The 17,232-nt window shown below is 65.2% G+C and carries 17 protein-coding genes; 10 read left to right on the top strand and 7 right to left on the bottom strand.

Going from position 1 to position 17,232, the window contains the following annotated elements; translation table 11 throughout:
• Positions 1-399 (bottom strand): YraN family protein, encoded by a 399-nt coding sequence (locus tag AB7Z56_RS01010; RefSeq protein WP_063980253.1) that lies wholly within the window; start codon positions 397-399, stop codon positions 1-3.
• Positions 386-1,336, bottom strand: a complete 951-nt coding sequence (gene rsmI, locus AB7Z56_RS01005; RefSeq protein ID WP_063980252.1) for a 16S rRNA (cytidine(1402)-2'-O)-methyltransferase — start codon at positions 1,334-1,336, stop codon at positions 386-388. The genes AB7Z56_RS01010 and rsmI overlap by 14 nt, the downstream gene beginning before the upstream one ends.
• A 339-nt stretch (positions 1,337-1,675) precedes the next feature.
• Between rsmI and AB7Z56_RS01000 the strand changes: the two genes are divergently transcribed.
• A complete protein-coding gene (locus AB7Z56_RS01000) occupies positions 1,676-2,911 on the top strand; it encodes a penicillin-binding protein activator (protein WP_063980251.1) in 1,236 nt (411 codons plus the stop codon).
• Positions 2,912-3,012: 101 nt separating this feature from the next.
• Here the strand turns inward: AB7Z56_RS01000 and hemW are convergent, their stop codons facing one another.
• From hemW to rph, 3 genes are read right to left on the bottom strand one after another with little or no spacing between them, the layout of a single operon-like run.
• A complete protein-coding gene (gene hemW, locus AB7Z56_RS00995; RefSeq protein ID WP_063980250.1) occupies positions 3,013-4,167 on the bottom strand; it encodes a radical SAM family heme chaperone HemW in 1,155 nt (384 codons plus the stop codon).
• Positions 4,154-4,789, bottom strand: coding sequence for an RdgB/HAM1 family non-canonical purine NTP pyrophosphatase (gene rdgB / locus AB7Z56_RS00990; protein WP_063980249.1), 636 nt, complete (start codon positions 4,787-4,789; stop codon positions 4,154-4,156). Before rdgB ends, hemW begins: the two co-directional genes overlap by 14 nt.
• A gap of 11 nt (positions 4,790-4,800) precedes the next feature.
• Positions 4,801-5,514, bottom strand: a complete 714-nt coding sequence (rph, locus tag AB7Z56_RS00985; protein ID WP_014490830.1) for a ribonuclease PH — start codon at positions 5,512-5,514, stop codon at positions 4,801-4,803.
• A gap of 168 nt (positions 5,515-5,682) precedes the next feature.
• Here rph and hrcA point away from each other — a divergent pair, with 168 nt between their 5' ends.
• Both hrcA and grpE read left to right on the top strand, forming a co-directional pair.
• The gene (hrcA, locus tag AB7Z56_RS00980) at positions 5,683-6,771 is read left to right on the top strand and encodes a heat-inducible transcriptional repressor HrcA (protein ID WP_063980248.1); all 1,089 of its coding nucleotides are present in this window, start codon (positions 5,683-5,685) and stop codon (positions 6,769-6,771) included.
• Between the two features lie 96 nt (positions 6,772-6,867).
• Positions 6,868-7,473, top strand: a complete 606-nt coding sequence (grpE, locus tag AB7Z56_RS00975) for a nucleotide exchange factor GrpE (RefSeq protein ID WP_063980247.1) — start codon at positions 6,868-6,870, stop codon at positions 7,471-7,473.
• Positions 7,474-7,625: 152 nt separating this feature from the next.
• On the opposite strand, the gene pncA is transcribed toward grpE, so the two are convergent.
• Positions 7,626-8,348, bottom strand: a complete 723-nt coding sequence (gene pncA / locus AB7Z56_RS00970; RefSeq protein WP_028155509.1) for a bifunctional nicotinamidase/pyrazinamidase — start codon at positions 8,346-8,348, stop codon at positions 7,626-7,628.
• A gap of 125 nt (positions 8,349-8,473) precedes the next feature.
• Positions 8,474-9,415: a hypothetical protein gene (locus AB7Z56_RS00965; RefSeq protein WP_063980246.1), complete on the bottom strand. Its 942-nt coding sequence runs from the start codon at positions 9,413-9,415 to the stop codon at positions 8,474-8,476.
• A 394-nt stretch (positions 9,416-9,809) separates the two neighbouring features.
• Between AB7Z56_RS00965 and dnaK the strand changes: the two genes are divergently transcribed.
• The 7 genes from dnaK (at position 9,810) to AB7Z56_RS00930 (ending at position 17,215) form a co-directional block, all read left to right on the top strand.
• On the top strand, positions 9,810-11,711 hold the full coding sequence (gene dnaK, locus AB7Z56_RS00960) for a molecular chaperone DnaK (RefSeq protein ID WP_028148797.1): 1,902 nt from the start codon (positions 9,810-9,812) through the stop codon (positions 11,709-11,711).
• A gap of 245 nt (positions 11,712-11,956) precedes the next feature.
• Positions 11,957-13,084: a molecular chaperone DnaJ gene (dnaJ, locus tag AB7Z56_RS00955; RefSeq protein WP_063980245.1), complete on the top strand. Its 1,128-nt coding sequence runs from the start codon at positions 11,957-11,959 to the stop codon at positions 13,082-13,084.
• An 88-nt stretch (positions 13,085-13,172) separates the two neighbouring features.
• Positions 13,173-13,772 (top strand): class I SAM-dependent methyltransferase, encoded by a 600-nt coding sequence (locus AB7Z56_RS00950; RefSeq protein WP_028148799.1) that lies wholly within the window; start codon positions 13,173-13,175, stop codon positions 13,770-13,772.
• Between the two features lie 57 nt (positions 13,773-13,829).
• Positions 13,830-14,408, top strand: a complete 579-nt coding sequence (locus tag AB7Z56_RS00945) for an NADPH-dependent FMN reductase (RefSeq protein ID WP_063985970.1) — start codon at positions 13,830-13,832, stop codon at positions 14,406-14,408.
• A 6-nt stretch (positions 14,409-14,414) separates the two neighbouring features.
• The gene (gene pyrF / locus AB7Z56_RS00940) at positions 14,415-15,128 is read left to right on the top strand and encodes an orotidine-5'-phosphate decarboxylase (protein WP_063980244.1); all 714 of its coding nucleotides are present in this window, start codon (positions 14,415-14,417) and stop codon (positions 15,126-15,128) included.
• A gap of 73 nt (positions 15,129-15,201) precedes the next feature.
• Positions 15,202-15,504 carry a DUF1330 domain-containing protein gene (locus AB7Z56_RS00935; protein WP_063980243.1) on the top strand — a complete coding sequence of 101 codons (303 nt, stop codon included), beginning with the start codon at positions 15,202-15,204 and terminating at the stop codon, positions 15,502-15,504.
• Between the two features lie 409 nt (positions 15,505-15,913).
• Positions 15,914-17,215: a calcium-binding protein gene (locus AB7Z56_RS00930; RefSeq protein WP_231143746.1), complete on the top strand. Its 1,302-nt coding sequence runs from the start codon at positions 15,914-15,916 to the stop codon at positions 17,213-17,215.
• Positions 17,216-17,232: the final 17 nt, after the last annotated feature.

Here is a 17,232-nt window from a genome sequence, read left to right as displayed (position 1 = left end):
TCAGGTCGAGGCGTCGAATGCCGCCAACACATGGCGCGGAAGTGAGCGCGGCGCAATCAGCATGGCGTCGAATCGCAGTTCGAATTCGGCATGCTCGGGATGCGCCACGAGCCAGCCTTGCGCGGCGTCGATGATGCGCTGCTGTTGGCGCGGGGTCACGGCGAAGGCGGCGTCATCTAGCGTCGCGCGGGCCTTGACCTCGACGAAGGCGATCAGGTTGCGGCGGCGCGCCACGATGTCGATCTCGCCATGTGGGGTGCGGTAGCGCCTGGCGAGGATGCGGTAGCCCTTGGCCATGAGATAGGCGGCGGCGCGGCTCTCCGCGGAGATGCCGGTGCGGAACGCGGCGACGCGCTCGGGCGAGGCGACCTTCGGTTCCGCGCCCTTAGTCTTCGCCATCGCCGTCCCTCAGGTCCTTTGCGAGCTCGAGCGCGCGGGCATAGACCTCGCGGCGCGGTCGGCCCGAGAGCGCGACCGCATGCGCGACGGCATCCTTGACGCTGTGCGCGGCGAGCTGCTCGCGCAGCAGGCCGTCGAGCGCATCCGAGGTCAGCAGCTCCGCGTCCGCCGCAGGCGGCGCGATCACCAGCACGAATTCGCCGCGCGTCTCCAGCGTGTCCGCTCCGCGTGCCAGCTCCTGCAGCGGGGCGCGCGAAATTTCCTCGTGCAGTTTCGTCAATTCGCGGCAGATCGCGGCTTCGCGCGTCCCCATGATCTCGGCAAGCTCGGCGAGCGTGTCCTGGACGCGGTTGCCGGAGTCGAACATCACGAGCGTCGCATCGATGCGGGCGAGCTCTGCAAGGCGCGACTTTCGCGCGGCGGATTTCGCCGGCAGAAAGCCCTCGAAGAAGAAGCGGTCGGTCGGCAATGCGGCGACCGACAGCGCGGCCAGCACCGAGGACGGGCCGGGCAGCGCGTAGACCGCATGGCCGGCTGCGCAGACCTCGCGCACCAGCTTGAAACCGGGGTCGGAGATCAGCGGCGTGCCGGCATCCGACACCAGCGCGATCGAGCCGCCCTGCCCCAGCGCCTCCAGGATCCTCGGACGCGCCGCTTCCGCGTTGTGCTCGTGATATTGCTTGAGCTGCGCCGTGATCGCGTAGCGCTCGGTCAGGCGCCGCGTGATGCGGGTGTCCTCGCAGGCGATGACGTCGACGCCGGCGAGCGTCTGAAGCGCGCGCAGCGTGATGTCGCCGAGATTGCCGATGGGGGTGGCGACCAGATGGAGGCCCGGCGCCGCCTTCGGCGCCGTCAGCCGATGGGCGTCGATGGAGAAACCGCGCGAGGCGGGATCCGTCGCTTCAGGTGTATTTATCGGGCTCGGCTTTACGCGCATAATGAATCGAACTTAGGCATGATCCCGGGGGCTGGGAACCGGTCCTCGGAAAAAGATCGCGCCAGGTCAGGGGTGAGGAAGGACTGGAATGTGATCCATCCGGCATCACATTGCAGAGGGAATGAAGCGTCGGCGCCACATTCGCGGCGGAAACGCCGCCTTGATGCGGGTGACGGATGGTGGACAGCTAGCCAGGGCTTGAGGTGTGGCCGCGTTAAGTGGTCATTATCCTTTTGTTTTAGTTAACTATTTGCCGACAATATGCCTGAATCCGCGGCTTGTGTCGTGGAAAGAATGTTGTGACCGGCCGGCCGACGGTCGGTCAGAAGAGAAGTTGTGATGCTGGGCCCGCGCGATCCTAAATCTCCCGTTCAGGGCTCCCGATTATCGGGGGCGACCCGGCGGAGCGCACTCGGCCTGTTACTCGGCGCCCCCTTGCTGTCGGCCTGCGCCGGCGTGCAGCAGAGTCTCAGCCAGTTCTCCAACCCGTTCAGCAGCTCCTCCCCGGCCCCGGCTCAGCCGGCCGGACCGCCGCAACAGGCCACCACCGCCGGCAGCGGCGGGGTGAAGGTTGCCGTGATCCTGCCGCTCTCGGCCGCCGGCAATGCCGGCCTTGCCGCGCAGTCGATGCGCAACGCCGCCGAGATGGCGCTGGCCGAGTTCCAGAATCCCAACATCCAGCTCCTGATCAAGGACGACAACGGCAGCCCGCAAGGCGCCCAGGCGGGCGCGCAGCAGGCGGTCGACGAGGGCGCCGAGATCATCCTGGGCCCGCTGTTCGCGCAGTCGGTGCCGGCGGTGGCGCAGGTCGCGCGTACGCGCGGCATCTCGGTGATCGCGTTCTCGACCGATTCCAGCATCGCCGGCCGCGGCGTCTTTCTGCTGAGCTTCCTGCCGGAGTCCGACGTCAACCGCATAGTCGAATATTCCGCCAGCATCGGAAAACGTTCCGTCGCCGTGCTCGTGCCCGACAATGCCTATGGCAATGTCGTCGAGGCCGCGGTGAAGGCGGCGGTGCCGCGGCGCGGCGGCCGCATTGTCGCCTTCGAGAAATACGGCGCCGATCGCGCGACGCCGGCACGCACCGTGGCGCAGCAGCTCGGCAGCGCGGATGCGCTGTTCATCGCCGATGACGGCGATGCCGTCGTCGCGGTGGCCGATGCGATGACGGCCGCAGGCGCGAATTTGCGCAACATCCAGCTGCTCGGCACCGGCCTGTGGGACAATCCGCGCGTCTATGCCAATGCAAACTTGCAAGGCGGTCTCTACGCCGCGCCGGACCCGGCCGGCTTCCGCGCCTTCTCCGGCCGCTATCGCACCAAATACGGTGCCGAGCCGATCCGCACCGCGACGCTCGCCTATGACGCGGTCGCCCTCGTCGCCGCGCTCGCGCGCACGCAGGGCCCGACGCGCTTCTCGCCGGATGTGCTCACCAACCCTTCCGGCTTCGCCGGCATCGACGGCCTGTTCCGCTTCCGCGCCGATGGCACGAATGAGCGTGGGTTAGCGGTGATGAAGGTGACGACAGGTGGTGGCGTGGCGGTCGCGGGCTCGCCGAAGAGTTTTGGGGCTTGATGGCTTCGTAGTCCGGATGGAGCGCAGCGCAATCCGGGTTCTATCCGAGTGGCGAAAGCGTCCCGGATTACGCTGCGCTCCATCCGGGCTACGGCAGCTCGCTATGCCGCCAGATCCGCGACCACTGCATCAAGCACCGGAAATCCGCTGCTCGTGACCCGCAAGCGCCCCGTCGCATCCACGATGATCGCGCCCTCCTCGCGCAACAGCGCGATGCGCTTGGGATCAAGCGGGCGGCCCGACAGCGCGCTGTAGCGCTCGGGGTCGATGCCCTCGGCGAGGCGGAGCCCCATCAGCAGAAATTCGTCGGCGCGCTCCTCGCTGTTGAGGAGATCGTCGGTGACGTTGCCGTGGCCGTTGGTTTCGACCCGCATCAGCCAGGCTTCGGGGCGCTTCTCGGTGGCGGTGGCGTGCCTGATCCCGTCGATGTCGAGGCGGCCATGGGCACCGGGGCCGATGCCGGCATATTCATCGCCGCGCCAATACACCAGATTGTGCCGGCACTCGGCGCCGCGCCGCGCGTGATTTGAAATCTCGTAAGCGGGCAGGCCGAGCTTGTCGCAGGTCTCCTGCGTGACGTCATAGAGCGCGCGCGCGACGGCTTCGTCCGGCGTCTTCAATTTGCCGGCCTGGTGCAGGCCGAAGAACGGCGTGCCTTCCTCGATCGTCAATTGATAGAGCGACAGATGCTCCGCGGCTTCATCGATCGCGAGACGCAGCTCGTCGGCCCACATCGCCGGTGTCTGGTCGGGGCGTGCGTAGATCAGGTCGAAGGAGTAGCGGTCGAACGAGCGGCGCGCGATGGCGACAGCGTCGAGCGCTTCGCGGGCGCTGTGCATCCGGCCCAGCGCTTTCAGCGAGGCATCGTCGAGTGCCTGCACGCCGAGCGAGACGCGGTTGACGCCGGCGGCGCGATAGCCGGCAAAACGCGTGGCTTCGACGCTGGTCGGGTTTGCCTCGAGCGTGACCTCGACATCGCTGGCGACGTGCCAGTGCTTGCCGATGGCATCGAGCACCGCGCCGACGGTCGCGGGCTGCATCAGTGAAGGCGTGCCGCCGCCGAGGAAGATCGAGGTGACTTCACGCCCGGGCGCACGCTGTGCGGTCGTTTCGATTTCGCGCGCGAAAGCTGAAGCGAAGCGCGTCTCGTCGATCGCGGCGTGGCGGACGTGGCTGTTGAAGTCGCAATAGGGGCACTTCGACAGGCAGAACGGCCAGTGTACATAGACGCCGAAAGCTTGCTTAGCGCGGCTCAAGGCAGATCTCCGCCAGTTTCACGAAGGCGCGGGCGCGATGCGACAGGCCGAGGCCAAGCGGCGGCAGGCCGTGCTTCTCGATACTGGTCATCTCGCCGAACGTGCGATCGTGGCCATTGGGCAGGAACATCGGATCATAGCCGAAGCCGGCGGTGCCGCGCGGCGGCCAGGCCAAGGTGCCGTCGACGCGCGCCTCGACCTCTTCGAGATGATCGTCGGGCCAGGCGACGCAGAGCGCGGATACGAAATGCGCGGTGCGCTTGTCGGGCGTGGTGGCGCCGCGCTCCTGCAACAGGCGCTCGATCTGCGCCATCGCGGCGGTAAAATCCTTTGCTGGACCGGCCCAGCGCGCGCTGTAGATGCCGGGCGCGCCATCGAGCGCGTCGACCACTATGCCGGAATCGTCGGCGAAGGAGGGAAGCTTGGTCGCCTGCGCCGCCGCGATCGCCTTGATCGCGGCATTGCTGCGGAAATCGTTGCCGGTCTCGTCGGGCTCGGGCAGGCCGAGCTCACCGGCCGACACCGCCTCGATGCCGTGAGGCGCGAGCAGCTCCTTCATCTCGGCGAGCTTGCCGGGATTGTGGGTCGCGATGACGAGCTTTTCGGTGATTCGGCGGTGCATGGGCCTATTGACTACGCGACGGCCAGTTTCTGCAAGTCCACGAGACGGGCAATGCCCTTCTGGGCCAGCGCCATCAGCGCGAGGAATTCGTCTTGTGTGAACGGTTCGCGTTCCGCGGTGCCCTGCACCTCGATGATGCGGCCATCGCCGGTCAGGACGAAATTGGCGTCGGTCTGGGCTTCCGAATCCTCGGCATAGTCGAGGTCGAGCACGGGCGTGCCGTTGTAGATGCCGCAGGAGATCGCGGCGACGTTGTCGCGCAGCACCTTGGCCTTGATCATGTTGCGCGCCTTCATCCAGTTGATGCAATCGGCGAGCGCGACCCAGGCACCGGTGATCGAGGCCGTGCGCGTGCCGCCGTCGGCCTGGAGCACGTCGCAATCGACCGTGATCTGGCGCTCACCGAGCGCTTCGAGATCGACGATGGTACGAAGCGAGCGGCCGATCAGGCGCTGAATCTCGACGGTACGGCCGCTTTGTTTACCCGCGGAGGCCTCGCGGCGGGTGCGTTCGGAGGTCGCGCGTGGTAGCATGCCGTATTCGGCGGTGACCCAGCCGCGGCCTTGGCCCTTCAGCCACGGCGGCAGGCGGTCTTCCAGCGTGGCGGTGACCAGCACATGGGTGTCGCCGAATTTCACCAGGCAGGAGCCTTCCGCATATTTGACCACGCCGCGCTCCAGCGTCACGGGGCGCAATTCGTCGGGCGCACGGCGGCTTGGCCGCATGGGAAATCCTCCAAAACTCTCGGAAAAGGGCTATTCGCGGTGCTTGTAGGTGGGGTGAGGGTGGGCGGCAAGGCTTTTTCACCCCCAGTTTTCCACCCCGCAAACGCCACGCTTGTCAGAACCCTCCGGGATGGACAAATTATAAGCGTCTGAGAGGAGTTACCGTCCGTGGCCCATCACGATCCGATCCATCTGATCGCGCCGCGCGCAGGCCTCGCCCAGCTCAACGAGCGTTCCCGCGACATCTTTCGTCAAATTGTCGAAAGCTATCTCGCGACCGGCGAGCCGGTCGGGTCGCGCAATATTTCGCGGCTGATCGCGATGCCGCTGTCGCCGGCCTCGGTCCGCAACGTCATGGCCGACCTGGAACAGCTCGGCCTGATCTATGCGCCCCACACCTCCGCCGGCCGATTGCCGACGGAACTGGGCTTACGCTTCTTCGTCGACGCCCTGATGCAGGTCGGCGACCTCAATGACGCCGAGCGGCAGTCGATCCAGAGCCAGTTGACGTCGGTGGGTCACGCCCAATCGGTCGAGGCGGCGCTGTCGGAGGCGCTGACGCGGCTGTCCGGTCTCACCCGCGCCGCAGCGGTCGTGTTGACCCCGAAATCCAATGCGCGGCTGAAACACATCGAATTCGTCCGGCTGGAACCCGAAAAGGCGCTGGTGATCCTGGTCGGCGAGGACGGTCAGGTCGAAAACCGCGTGTTGTCGCTGCCGCCGGGAGTTCCCTCCTCGGCGCTCACGGAAGCCGGTAATTTCCTCAATGCGCGGATTCGCGGCCGCACGCTGGCCGAGGCGCGGCTCGAGCTCGAAACCGCGCTCGGCGAAGCCCGCGCCGAACTCGACCAACTGACGCAGAAGGTGATTTCGGCCGGTATTGCGAGCTGGTCCGGCGGCGAGAACGAGGACCGCCAGCTGATCGTTCGCGGCCACGCCAACCTGCTCGAGGATCTGCACGCGCTGGAGGATCTGGAGCGCGTTCGCCTGCTGTTCGACGATCTCGAGACCAAGCGCGGCGTGATCGACCTTCTGGGACGCGCCGAGACCGCCGAGGGCGTGCGGATCTTCATCGGCTCGGAGAACAAACTGTTTTCCTTGTCAGGCTCCTCCACCATCATCTCACCCTATCGGGATGCCGCCGGCCACATCGTCGGCGTTTTGGGCGTGATCGGGCCGACGCGGCTGAATTATGCCCGCGTAATCCCGACCGTGGACTACGCCGCGCGCATCGTCAGCCGCCTCCTGGGGGGCTGACCGGCGTTTCCTCCGATCACGGGCGCTTGATTTTCGTGAGCTTAGGCACGATATCCGGGCCAACAATCCCTTGAGACGAGTTCGAGAAGAGAGCCGATGACCGATCGAGACCGGCAGCCCGACGACACTACCCCACCGACCGACGAGCCCGTGGTGTCAAAACCCTACATCATGCCCGACGATCCGGAGCCCGGCTCGGTCGAGCTGTTGCAGAAGGAAGCCGCCGAGGCGCGTGACCGCATGCTGCGGACGCTGGCCGAGATGGAAAATCTGCGCAAGCGCACCACCAAGGAGGTCGCCGACGCCCGCCTCTACGGCATCACCGGCTTTGCCCGCGACGTGCTCGACATCGCCGACAATCTCCAGCGTGCGCTCGATGCCGTTCCGGCCGAGGCCCGTGCCGCGGCCGATCCCGGCCTGACCTCGCTGATCGAGGGCGTCGAGCTCACCGAGCGCTCGCTGCTCAATGCGCTGGAAAAGCACGGCGTCAAGAAGTTCGATCCGCAGGGCCAGAAGTTCGACCCGAACTTCCAGCAGGCGATGTACGAGGTGCCGGATGCGTCGGTGCCTGCGGGCACCGTCGTGCAGGTCATGCAGGCCGGCTACACCATCGGCGAGCGCGTGCTGCGCCCGGCGCTGGTCGGTGTCGCCAAGGGCGGCACGAAGGCTGCACCGGCTGCGAACAGCAACGAAGTGAACTGAGCGGCGCACTGGTTGATCCTCATGGTGAGGAGGCGCGTCAGCGCCGTCTCGAACCATGCAGGCCCGGCTGTTGCAGCTCGGCCTTCATCCTTCGAGACGCGTGCTAAGGAGCACGCTCCTCAGGATGAGGGTTTGGCAGCTTTTCGCGCCGCTTACGCGCTCACCGCGATATCCGCGGACTGAATCCGCTTCACGCCGGCCTTGGCCATGTCGGCCCAGGCTTTTGCGAGCGAACCCTGCGTGTCGATGCCGCGGCAGGCGTCCTCCACCACATAGACCTCGAAGCCCGCCTTGCGCGCATCGAGCGCGGTCCAGGCGACGCAGAAGTCTGTCGCGAGGCCGGCGACGAAGACGCGCTTGATCTTGCGGCCCTTCAGGTAACCGGCGAGGCCCGTCGAGGTCTTGCCGTCGGCTTCGAGGAAGGCCGAATAGCTGTCGACGTCCTTGTGAAAACCCTTGCGGATGATGAGCTCGGCATGCGGAATCGCAAGATCCTTCGACAGCGCGGCGCCGTCGGTGCCCTGCACGCAATGGTCGGGCCACAGCACCTGCTTGCCGTAGGGGAGATCGACGGTCTCGAACGGCTTCTTGCCGGAGTGCACCGACGCAAATGAAATGTGGCCTGGCGTGTGCCAGTCCTGGGTCATCACCACGTTCGCAAAGGCTTTCGCCATCTTGTTGATGACGGGAACGACCTGCTCGCCTTCCTTCACGGCGAGGCTGCCGCCGGGCAGGAAGCAGTTTTGCACGTCGATCACGAGCAGCGCGGAGGCATCGTCCGGCTTGATCGATGCGGCCGCAAGGAGCGCGGTTGGAGCAAGGGCTACGAGAGCGCTTGTCCCAAGCGCCGCGAGGATTTGTCGTCGATCAAGCATCGTTCGCCTCCCTCCAGGATGATCCAATGGAAGGAAGCCTAGTTCCGTTCGTATACGAACAGAAGCCCGAAAATGCAGCCGGCTCTGTCCAGCGCTTGGGCTAACCCTTGGACTAACCCTTGAGACTAACCCTTGGGCTGGATGCCGTCGCGCACAGCGCGGAAGCGGGTGAAGGCGGCCGACCACTGGTCGCGCGGGGCGCTGGCGATGATGCGCAGCGAGGCGCCGCCGCTCGAGAAGCGGATCCACTGCACCACGGTCACGGGCGTCTTGTCCTTGCCGCTGACGCCGTCGATCCGGGTCTCGAAACCCTGCTGGCCGTTGATGCGGATCGGCTCCGACATGGTGACGCGGGATTCGCGCACGCCGGGGATCTGGAGCGCGGCCTCCTGGGCAAAGCGGGCGCGGTCGTCGGCCTGCTGCGGGGTGGCGCCGATCAGGCCGAGGATCATGAACGGCTTGGATTCATAGCCCGAACTCTCATTGCCGTCGGCCAGGATGATGCTGGAGCCCGGCGCCAGGGTGCGGATGTCCTTGAAATCGGCGAGATCGGTGATCTTGAACGGCATCAGCCCGATCTGCTCTTCGGCCGAGACCTGCTTGCGGGTGACGGCGCTCGCAAACATCTGCCGCACCGCCTCGTCGGTGTAGATCTTGGTTGCGTTCTCCGGGATCTGCACCGCGACATAGCCGGAGAAACCGGCGCCCGGCACGATCATCGAGTAGCGCTTCACCGGCGTCTCGCCGGCCTTGCCGCTTTCCATGGTGAAATAGGCAAGACCCGCGGGGGTCTCGATCTTGTCCTGCTTGACGCCGGCGGTGCCGCCGGGATTGGAATTGAAGGCGCTCACGACCTCCCCATAGGCCGCCGGCGGCAGCTCGGTGATCAGCACCTTGACGCTGCCGTCCTCGCTCTCGAAGCCCGGAAACGTCTTGGCCGTGCTCAGGCCGACCAGCGGCACCATGCCGAGGCGCAGGCCGGGCGGGAAAACGGCATCGGCCGCAAAGGCCGGAAGCGCTGTGGCGACGAGGACGGCGAGCGCGGCGAGGGGGCGAATGAGCTTCATGGGCACTCTGATTGGTTCACATTGAGGCCGTTCGATGGTCGGCCATTGGGCCGCTTTGTCGCGCAAAGCCGCCTTGATGGCGGCGGTCCGGCCGCCCGCCTTTTAACGGGTTTGGCCCGCCGGTAACAGGGCGGGCAGATCACGGTGGCGGGGGCCGGCTGACGCCTGAACCTGTTAATAATTCATCACCCGCAAGGGCGGTTGAGCCCGGATATGATCTTCCAAAACCCAATGTTTTCATGGCCGAAACTTGCGTTCGGTCCTTGCGGGCCCCTCCCCCCCTCCTATATGAGCGTCAACCATCGCAATATCGCGGATGTTTGATCTTAGGGGGTTTGGAGCGGGTGCCTCTTGGGCCCAGCCAACCTGCCGCAAAAACAAGGATATCAGGACCATGGGAAAGGTCATTGGGATCGACCTCGGCACCACGAATTCGTGCGTCGCCGTGATGGATGGCAAGAACGCCAAAGTCATCGAGAATTCTGAAGGCATGCGCACGACGCCTTCGATCGTCGCCGTGACGGACGACGGTGAGCGCCTCGTCGGCCAGCCTGCCAAGCGCCAGGCCGTTACCAATCCCGAGCGTACGTTCTTCGCAGTGAAGCGCCTCATCGGCCGCCGCTACGACGACCCGATGGTCGAGAAGGACAAGAAGCTCGTTCCGTACAAGATCGTGAAGGCTTCCAACGGCGACGCCTGGGTCGAGGCCGACGGCCAGACCTACTCGCCCTCGCAGGTGTCTGCGTTCATCCTGCAGAAGATGAAGGAGACCGCGGAAGCCCATCTCGGCCAGAAGGTCGACCAGGCCGTCATCACCGTTCCCGCTTACTTCAACGACGCCCAGCGCCAGGCGACCAAGGACGCCGGCAAGATCGCGGGCCTTGAAGTGCTGCGCATCATCAACGAGCCGACCGCGGCCGCGCTCGCCTATGGTCTGGACAAGACCAAGACCGGCACGATCGCCGTGTACGATCTCGGCGGCGGCACGTTCGATATCTCCATTCTCGAAATCGGCGACGGCGTGTTCGAGGTGAAGTCGACCAACGGCGACACCTTCCTCGGCGGCGAAGACTTCGACATGCGCCTCGTGGGTTATCTGGCCGACGAGTTCCAGAAGGAGCAGGGCATCAACCTGCGCAACGACAAGCTCGCGTTGCAGCGCCTGAAGGAAGCCGCTGAAAAGGCCAAGATCGAGCTGTCGTCGACGACGCAGACCGAGATCAACCTGCCCTTCATCACCGCGGACCAGACCGGCCCCAAGCATCTGACGATGAAGCTCACCCGCGCCAAGTTCGAGGCGCTGGTCGACGACCTCGTCCAGAAGACGGTCGAGCCCTGCCGCAAGGCGCTGAAGGATGCCGGCGTCACCGCCGGTGAGATCGGCGAAGTCGTTCTGGTCGGCGGCATGTCGCGCATGCCGAAGGTCCAGGAAGTCGTGAAGCAGCTGTTCGGCAAGGAGCCGCACAAGGGCGTCAACCCGGACGAAGTCGTGGCGATCGGTGCCGCGATCCAGGCCGGCGTGCTCCAGGGCGACGTCAAGGACGTGCTGCTGCTCGACGTGACCCCGCTGTCGCTGGGCATCGAGACGCTGGGCGGCGTGTTCACCCGCATCATCGACCGCAACACCACGATCCCGACCAAGAAGAGCCAGGTGTTCTCGACTGCCGAGGACAACCAGAACGCGGTCACCATCCGCGTCTTCCAGGGCGAGCGTGAAATGGCGGCCGACAACAAGATGCTCGGCCAGTTCGACCTGATGGGCATTCCGCCGGCTCCGCGCGGCATGCCGCAGATCGAGGTGACCTTCGACATCGACGCCAACGGCATCGTCAACGTCTCGGCCAAGGACAAGGCCACGGCCAAGGAGCAGCAGATCCGCATCCAGGCCTCCGGCGGCCTGTCGGAAGCCGACATCGAGAAGATGGTCAAGGACGCCGAGGCCAACGCCGAGGCGGACAAGAAGCGCCGCGAGGCCGTCACCGCCAAGAACGAGGCGGATGGCCTGGTGCACTCGACCGAAAAGGCTCTCGCCGAGCACGGTTCGAAGGTCGCCGAGCCCGAGCGCCGCGCCATCGAGGATGCCGTCAGCGACCTCAAGGAAGCGCTGAAGGGCGACGATGCCGAGGCGATCAAGGCCAAGACCCAGACGCTGGCCCAGGCTTCGATGAAGCTCGGCGAGGCCATGTACAAGCAGCAGGCCGAGGCCGACGCCAAGAAGGATGCGGCCAAGGACGACGTCGTCGACGCGGAATTCACCGAAGTCGACGACGACAAGAACAACAAGAAGTCCGCCTGATCCCCAAGAGGGTGATGATGCGGACGGCTTGGACCCCACACGCGCTACCGGCCTCCCCCCTCACGGGGGAGGCCGTCGTGTCGGGCTCGGCGGGGTGTGTCCCCGTTACGATCGATCAATTCCCGGCCGTTATGATGAACGTCGCCGTGCCGCCCTCTGCCGCGAAGCAAAGGGCTGCCTATATCGTCTCCTGGCGACGTTGTTCCGCTCCGACTTGAATCGCGATTGGATAGACCGAGTTCAACATGTCCACGTCCACCAAGCGCTGCTATTACGAAACGCTCGAAGTCGAACGCACTGCCGACGATTCCGTCCTGAAATCGTCCTTCCGCAAGCTTGCGATGAAATTCCACCCGGACCGCAACCCCGGGGACGACACCAGCGAAGTCAAGTTCAAGGAAATCAACGAGGCCTACGAGGTCCTCAAGGACAAGGACAAGCGCGCGGCCTATGATCGCTTCGGCCATGCGGCCTTCGAGCAGGGCGGCGGCGGCGCCGGTTTCGGTGCGGGCTTCGCCTCCTCCTTCTCCGACATCTTCGAAGACCTGTTCGGCATGGCCGGGCAGCGCGGCCGCGGCGGCCGCGAGCGTGGCGCCGACCTGCGCTACAACATGGAAATCACGCTCGAGGAAGCCTTTGGCGGCAAGACCGCGCAGATCGAGATTCCGGTCTCGGTCACCTGCGAGGCCTGCTCGGGCATCGGCGCCAAGGCCGGCACCAAGCCGAAGACCTGCTCGAGCTGCGGCGGCGCCGGCCGTGTGCGGCAGTCGCAGGGCTTCTTCACGCTGGAGCGCACCTGTCCGAGCTGCCAGGGCCGCGGCCAGATGATCGAGGATGCCTGCCCGTCCTGTTCCGGCCAGGGCCGGGTCACCCGCGAGCGGACGCTGTCGGTCAACATTCCCCCGGGGGTCGAGGACGGCACCCGGATCAGGCTCGCCGGCGAAGGCGAGGCCGGGGTTCGCGGCGGCCCGCCCGGCGACCTCTACATCTTCCTGTCGCTGGCCCAGCACCAGCTCTTCCAGCGCGACGGCGCCGATTTGCACTGCCGGGTGCCGATCTCGATGGTGACGGCCGCCCTCGGCGGCGAATTCGAGGTGCCGACCATCGACAGCGGCAAAACCAAGGTGAAGGTGCCGGCCGGAACCCAGTCGGGCCGCCGATTCCGCATTGCATCAAAAGGCATGCCGGTGCTGCGCTCGCGCCAGATGGGCGACATGTACGTTCAGGTTGCCGTCGAGACCCCGCAGAATCTCACCAAGAAGCAGCAGGAATTGCTGGCGGAATTCGAAAAGCTCTCCTCTGGCAATACCCAGCCTGAATCCGTCGGCTTCTTCGCCAAGGTCAAGGATCTATTCAGTAATCGGGCGACCTGACTCGTCTTGACCGTATCGCCTTCGGCCTATACCTGTTTATGACCATTTTCTGACACGCCGCGGTCCCGCGGTCCCGTCCGGTCCCGACATGCCATTGCCATCGTCCGCGCGTGCGTTGAAGAAGCCCCGTCTCGACGACGAGGTGCGCTTTCTAAGGTCGTGGATCGAAAAGCCGCTGCACATGGGTGCAGTGATGCCTTCGGGCAAGCTGCTCGCCCGGACCATGGCGCATTACGTCGACGTCAACTCAGACGCACCCGTGGTCGAGCTCGGGCCCGGCACCGGCGCCATCACCTCGGCCCTGGTCGAGCGCGGCGTCGACCAGAAGCGCCTCGTCCTCGTCGAATACAATCCCGGCTTCTGCGCCTTGCTGCGCGACCGCTATCCGCAAGCCAAGGTGGTGCAGGGCGATGCCTATCGCCTGCGCGACACGCTCTGGAACGTGCTCAGCGCGCCGGCCTCCGCCGTCGTCTCCGGCCTGCCGCTCGTGACAAAACCGATGCTGACGCGGCTCCGGCTGGTCCGCGACGCCTTCGCGGCGCTGACCCCGGGCGCGCCCTTCGTGCAGTTCACCTATGCGGTGGTGCCGCCGATCCCGAAATCGCTGCCCGGCGTGTCCACAGAGGCCTCGGAACGGATCTGGATGAACCTTCCGCCGGCCCGCGTCTGGGTGTATCGCAAGGACTAATTCCGTCGGCATTCCCTTTTGCGCGGCGGACTCGTTTCGCCGAACGCATGGAAGTGGATGTCCGCACCCAAAATCCTGGTCATTCCCGGCTCGCTGCGCACCGGCTCGCACAATGCGAAGCTGGCGGCGGTCGCCGCCTATGAATTCGCCCAGGCCGGCGTCGACGTCACCCGTATCTCGCTCGCCGATTTTCCGCTGCCGATCTACGACGGCGATCTCCAGGCCAAGTCCGGCGTGCCCAAGCACGCGATCAATCTCAAGCGCATGATCGGCGCGCATCATGGCGTGCTGATCGTTTCGCCCGAATACAACGCCTCGGTGCCGCCGCTGCTGAAGAACGCGATCGACTGGGTCAGCCGCGTACATGAGCTGCACGAGACGCGCGGCGACGTGTTTCGCAACCGCGCCTTCGCGCTCGCCGGCGCCTCGCAGAGCCGGCTCGGTGCGGCCCGTGCGCTCCAGGCGTTGCGGCTGATCCTGACCTCCTGCCACGCCAACGTGATTGCCAGCCAGCTCACGCTCGCCTTTGCCGACCAGGCCTATGACGATATGGACAGGCTCAAGAACGAGGGCGACATCGCCGCGTTGAAGGAGCTGGCGCGGCAATTGATCGACATTTCCCAACGCATGATGTGAGGTGACATGACGCCAGCCGAGATCGCCCCGAAGGACCGCCTGATCGTTGCGCTCGACCTTCCCAGCGTTGACGCCGCGGAGGCGATGATCGCAAGGCTCGGCGACAGCGTCACCTTCTACAAGATCGGCTATCAGCTCGCTTATGCCGGCGGCCTGCCGCTGATCGGCAAGCTCGCCGACAAGGGCAAGAAGGTGTTCGCCGACCTCAAGATGCACGACATCGGCAACACCGTCACGCGTGGTGTGGAGAGCGTGGCCAAGCTGGGTGCTACCTTCGTCACCGTGCACGCCTATCCGCAGACCATGAAGGGCGCGGTCGAAGGCCGCGGTAGCGCGAGCCTGAAGATTCTCGCCGTCACGGTGCTGACGTCCTACAACGACGACGATCTGCATGCGGCCGGCTATCGGCTCAGCGTCTCCGAGCTGGTCGAAGCGCGCGCGCAGCAGGCGCAGGTGCTCGGCGTCGACGGGCTGGTGTCCTCGCCCGAGGAGGTCGGCGCCTTGCGCAAGATCGTCGGCCACCAGATGAGCCTCGTCACCCCCGGCATCCGGCCGGCGGGTTCTGCGAGCGGCGACCAGAAACGCATCATGACGCCCGGCCGCGCAATTGCCGCGGGCGCCGATTATCTCGTCGTCGGACGGCCGGTGGTGGAAGCCGCCGACCCCAAGGCGATCGCTGAAGCCATCCAGGCCGAGATCGCGCAGGCGCTCGGCGCATGATTCGGAAAAACCGCGCAGCGGTTTTCCGGTCGGATCATGCTTAGATAGAGACCGACAAACAGGGAGAAGAACAATGGCAAAGGGCTACTGGATCGGGCGCGTGGATGTGAGCAGCGACGAGGGCTACAAGCCCTATGCCGTCGCCAACGGTCCGATCTTCAAGAAATGGGGTGGCCGCTTCGTCGTTCGGGCCGGCAAGTTCACCACCGTCGAAGGCGCCAGCCGCTCGCGCAACGTCGTGATTGAATTTCCCGACTACGAGACCGCGATCGCCTGCTACAACTCGCCGGAATACCAGGCCAACATCAAGGTGCGCCAGCCGCACTCCATCGCCGACCTCATCATCATCGAGGGCTATGACGGCCCGCAGCCCTGAAGACGGATCGTCGCGAGAACCTATCCTGGATTGACGCGAGCATCATCCGGCTCTCGCGGACAGCACGCGCGTGCGATCATCGCACGCGATCAGGAGAGCGTCGCGGACATCTCCGCTCGCACTCACGTCGACATCATCTTGCATCACCTTGACGGACTCATTCGCTTGAACGCCTGAGGGTCGTTCGCGCCTGAGACGAAGACCGTGGCCGTCATTGGGTCCACCAGCTTGCCGTATTCTTTTGTCCCCAAATGGGGATTGCTGGATCGCTCTCGTTTCATCCAAGGTTGCTTGATCGGAGCCCACATCGATCGGTGATGGGCATCAAGCCAACCCGAAATCTGCGACGTCCGTGACGGGCCGCAAGGCGACCCGCATCGCGCATTTCCATGCAAAGGGAGTGAAGATCATGGCACTGATCATCGGAACAGCAGGCGACGATGTGTTGCCTGGCACGAATGTAGACGATCAGATCTTTGGCCTTCAAGGCAACGACACCATTACTGGCCTGGACGGCAATGATGACGTAAGCGGCGGCGCGGGCAATGATTCCATCGATGGTGGTGCCGGCAACGACATCCTTGATGGAAATGCCGGTATCGATACGATCACCGGTGGCGCCGGCGACGACACGATCAACGGCGGCGCGGGCGACGACACGCTGAACGGAAATGCCGGCGCCGACATCATCCACGGCGACCAGGGCAACGACACCATCGATGGCGGAACCGGCGCTGATCAGCTCTTTGGTGACGCCGGCGACGACGGCATCCACGGCGGCGACGGCAATGATGACATTCATGGCGGCGCGGGTGCCGACACCCTGTGGGGCGACGCCGGCGACGATACGTTGAGCGGCGACGCCGGCAATGACGTCTTGAATGGCGGCGACGGTAACGACCTACTCAACGGTGGATTCGGAGATGACACTCTGAATGGCGATGCCGGCAACGACACGCTGAACGGCGGACTTGGCAATGACCTGCTGAACGGCGGTACCGGTGACGACATCCTGAACGGCGGTTTGGGCGCCGATACGCTCAACGGTGGCGATGGCAACGACACCATGCACGGCGACGCGGGCGACGACATCATGGACGGCGGCGCCGGTAACGATACGATGTTCGGCGATGCCGGAGACGACGAGATGGCCGGCGGCGCGGGCAACGATGCCATGAGCGGCGGCGCCGGTGATGACGAAATGAGCGGCGGAACCGGCAACGACACGCTCGACGGCGACGCCGGAGATGACACGCTCGATGGCGGCGACGGCACCGATGTCCTGAACGGCGGGGCTGGGGCTGACATCCTGTCGGGCGGCGCCGGCAATGACACCCTGAACGGCGGTAACGGCGATGACGAGTTGTCCGGCGGCAATGGCGCCGACGTCCTCAACGGTGGACTCGGCGATGATGTGCTGACGGGCGGTGCTGGTACCGATACGCACAATTTCGGCGACAACACAGCTACGAACTTCGGCAACGATGAAGTCACCGATCTCAGCTTTGCCGATGGCGATGCCGTTGTTGTCGACGCTCCGCCAGGCTTTGACCCGGCTACAGTGGTAGTGGACGACGACGGCACCAACACCGTGCTGGATTTCGGCTTCGGCGCCATTCAGCTCGATGGCATCACGGGCGGCGCGACACCGTTCGAGTCGATCGCCGAAATCAACACTGCCGCCGGTTATACGGCCGTTGACGTTGTCTAGCGCCGACTAGTAGCGGG

It is taken from the genome of Bradyrhizobium sp. 482_C4_N1_8 (assembly GCF_052075965.1).
Taxonomy (GTDB): domain Bacteria; phylum Pseudomonadota; class Alphaproteobacteria; order Rhizobiales; family Xanthobacteraceae; genus Bradyrhizobium; species Bradyrhizobium barranii.
This window is presented reverse-complemented; position numbering and strand designations above follow the sequence as displayed.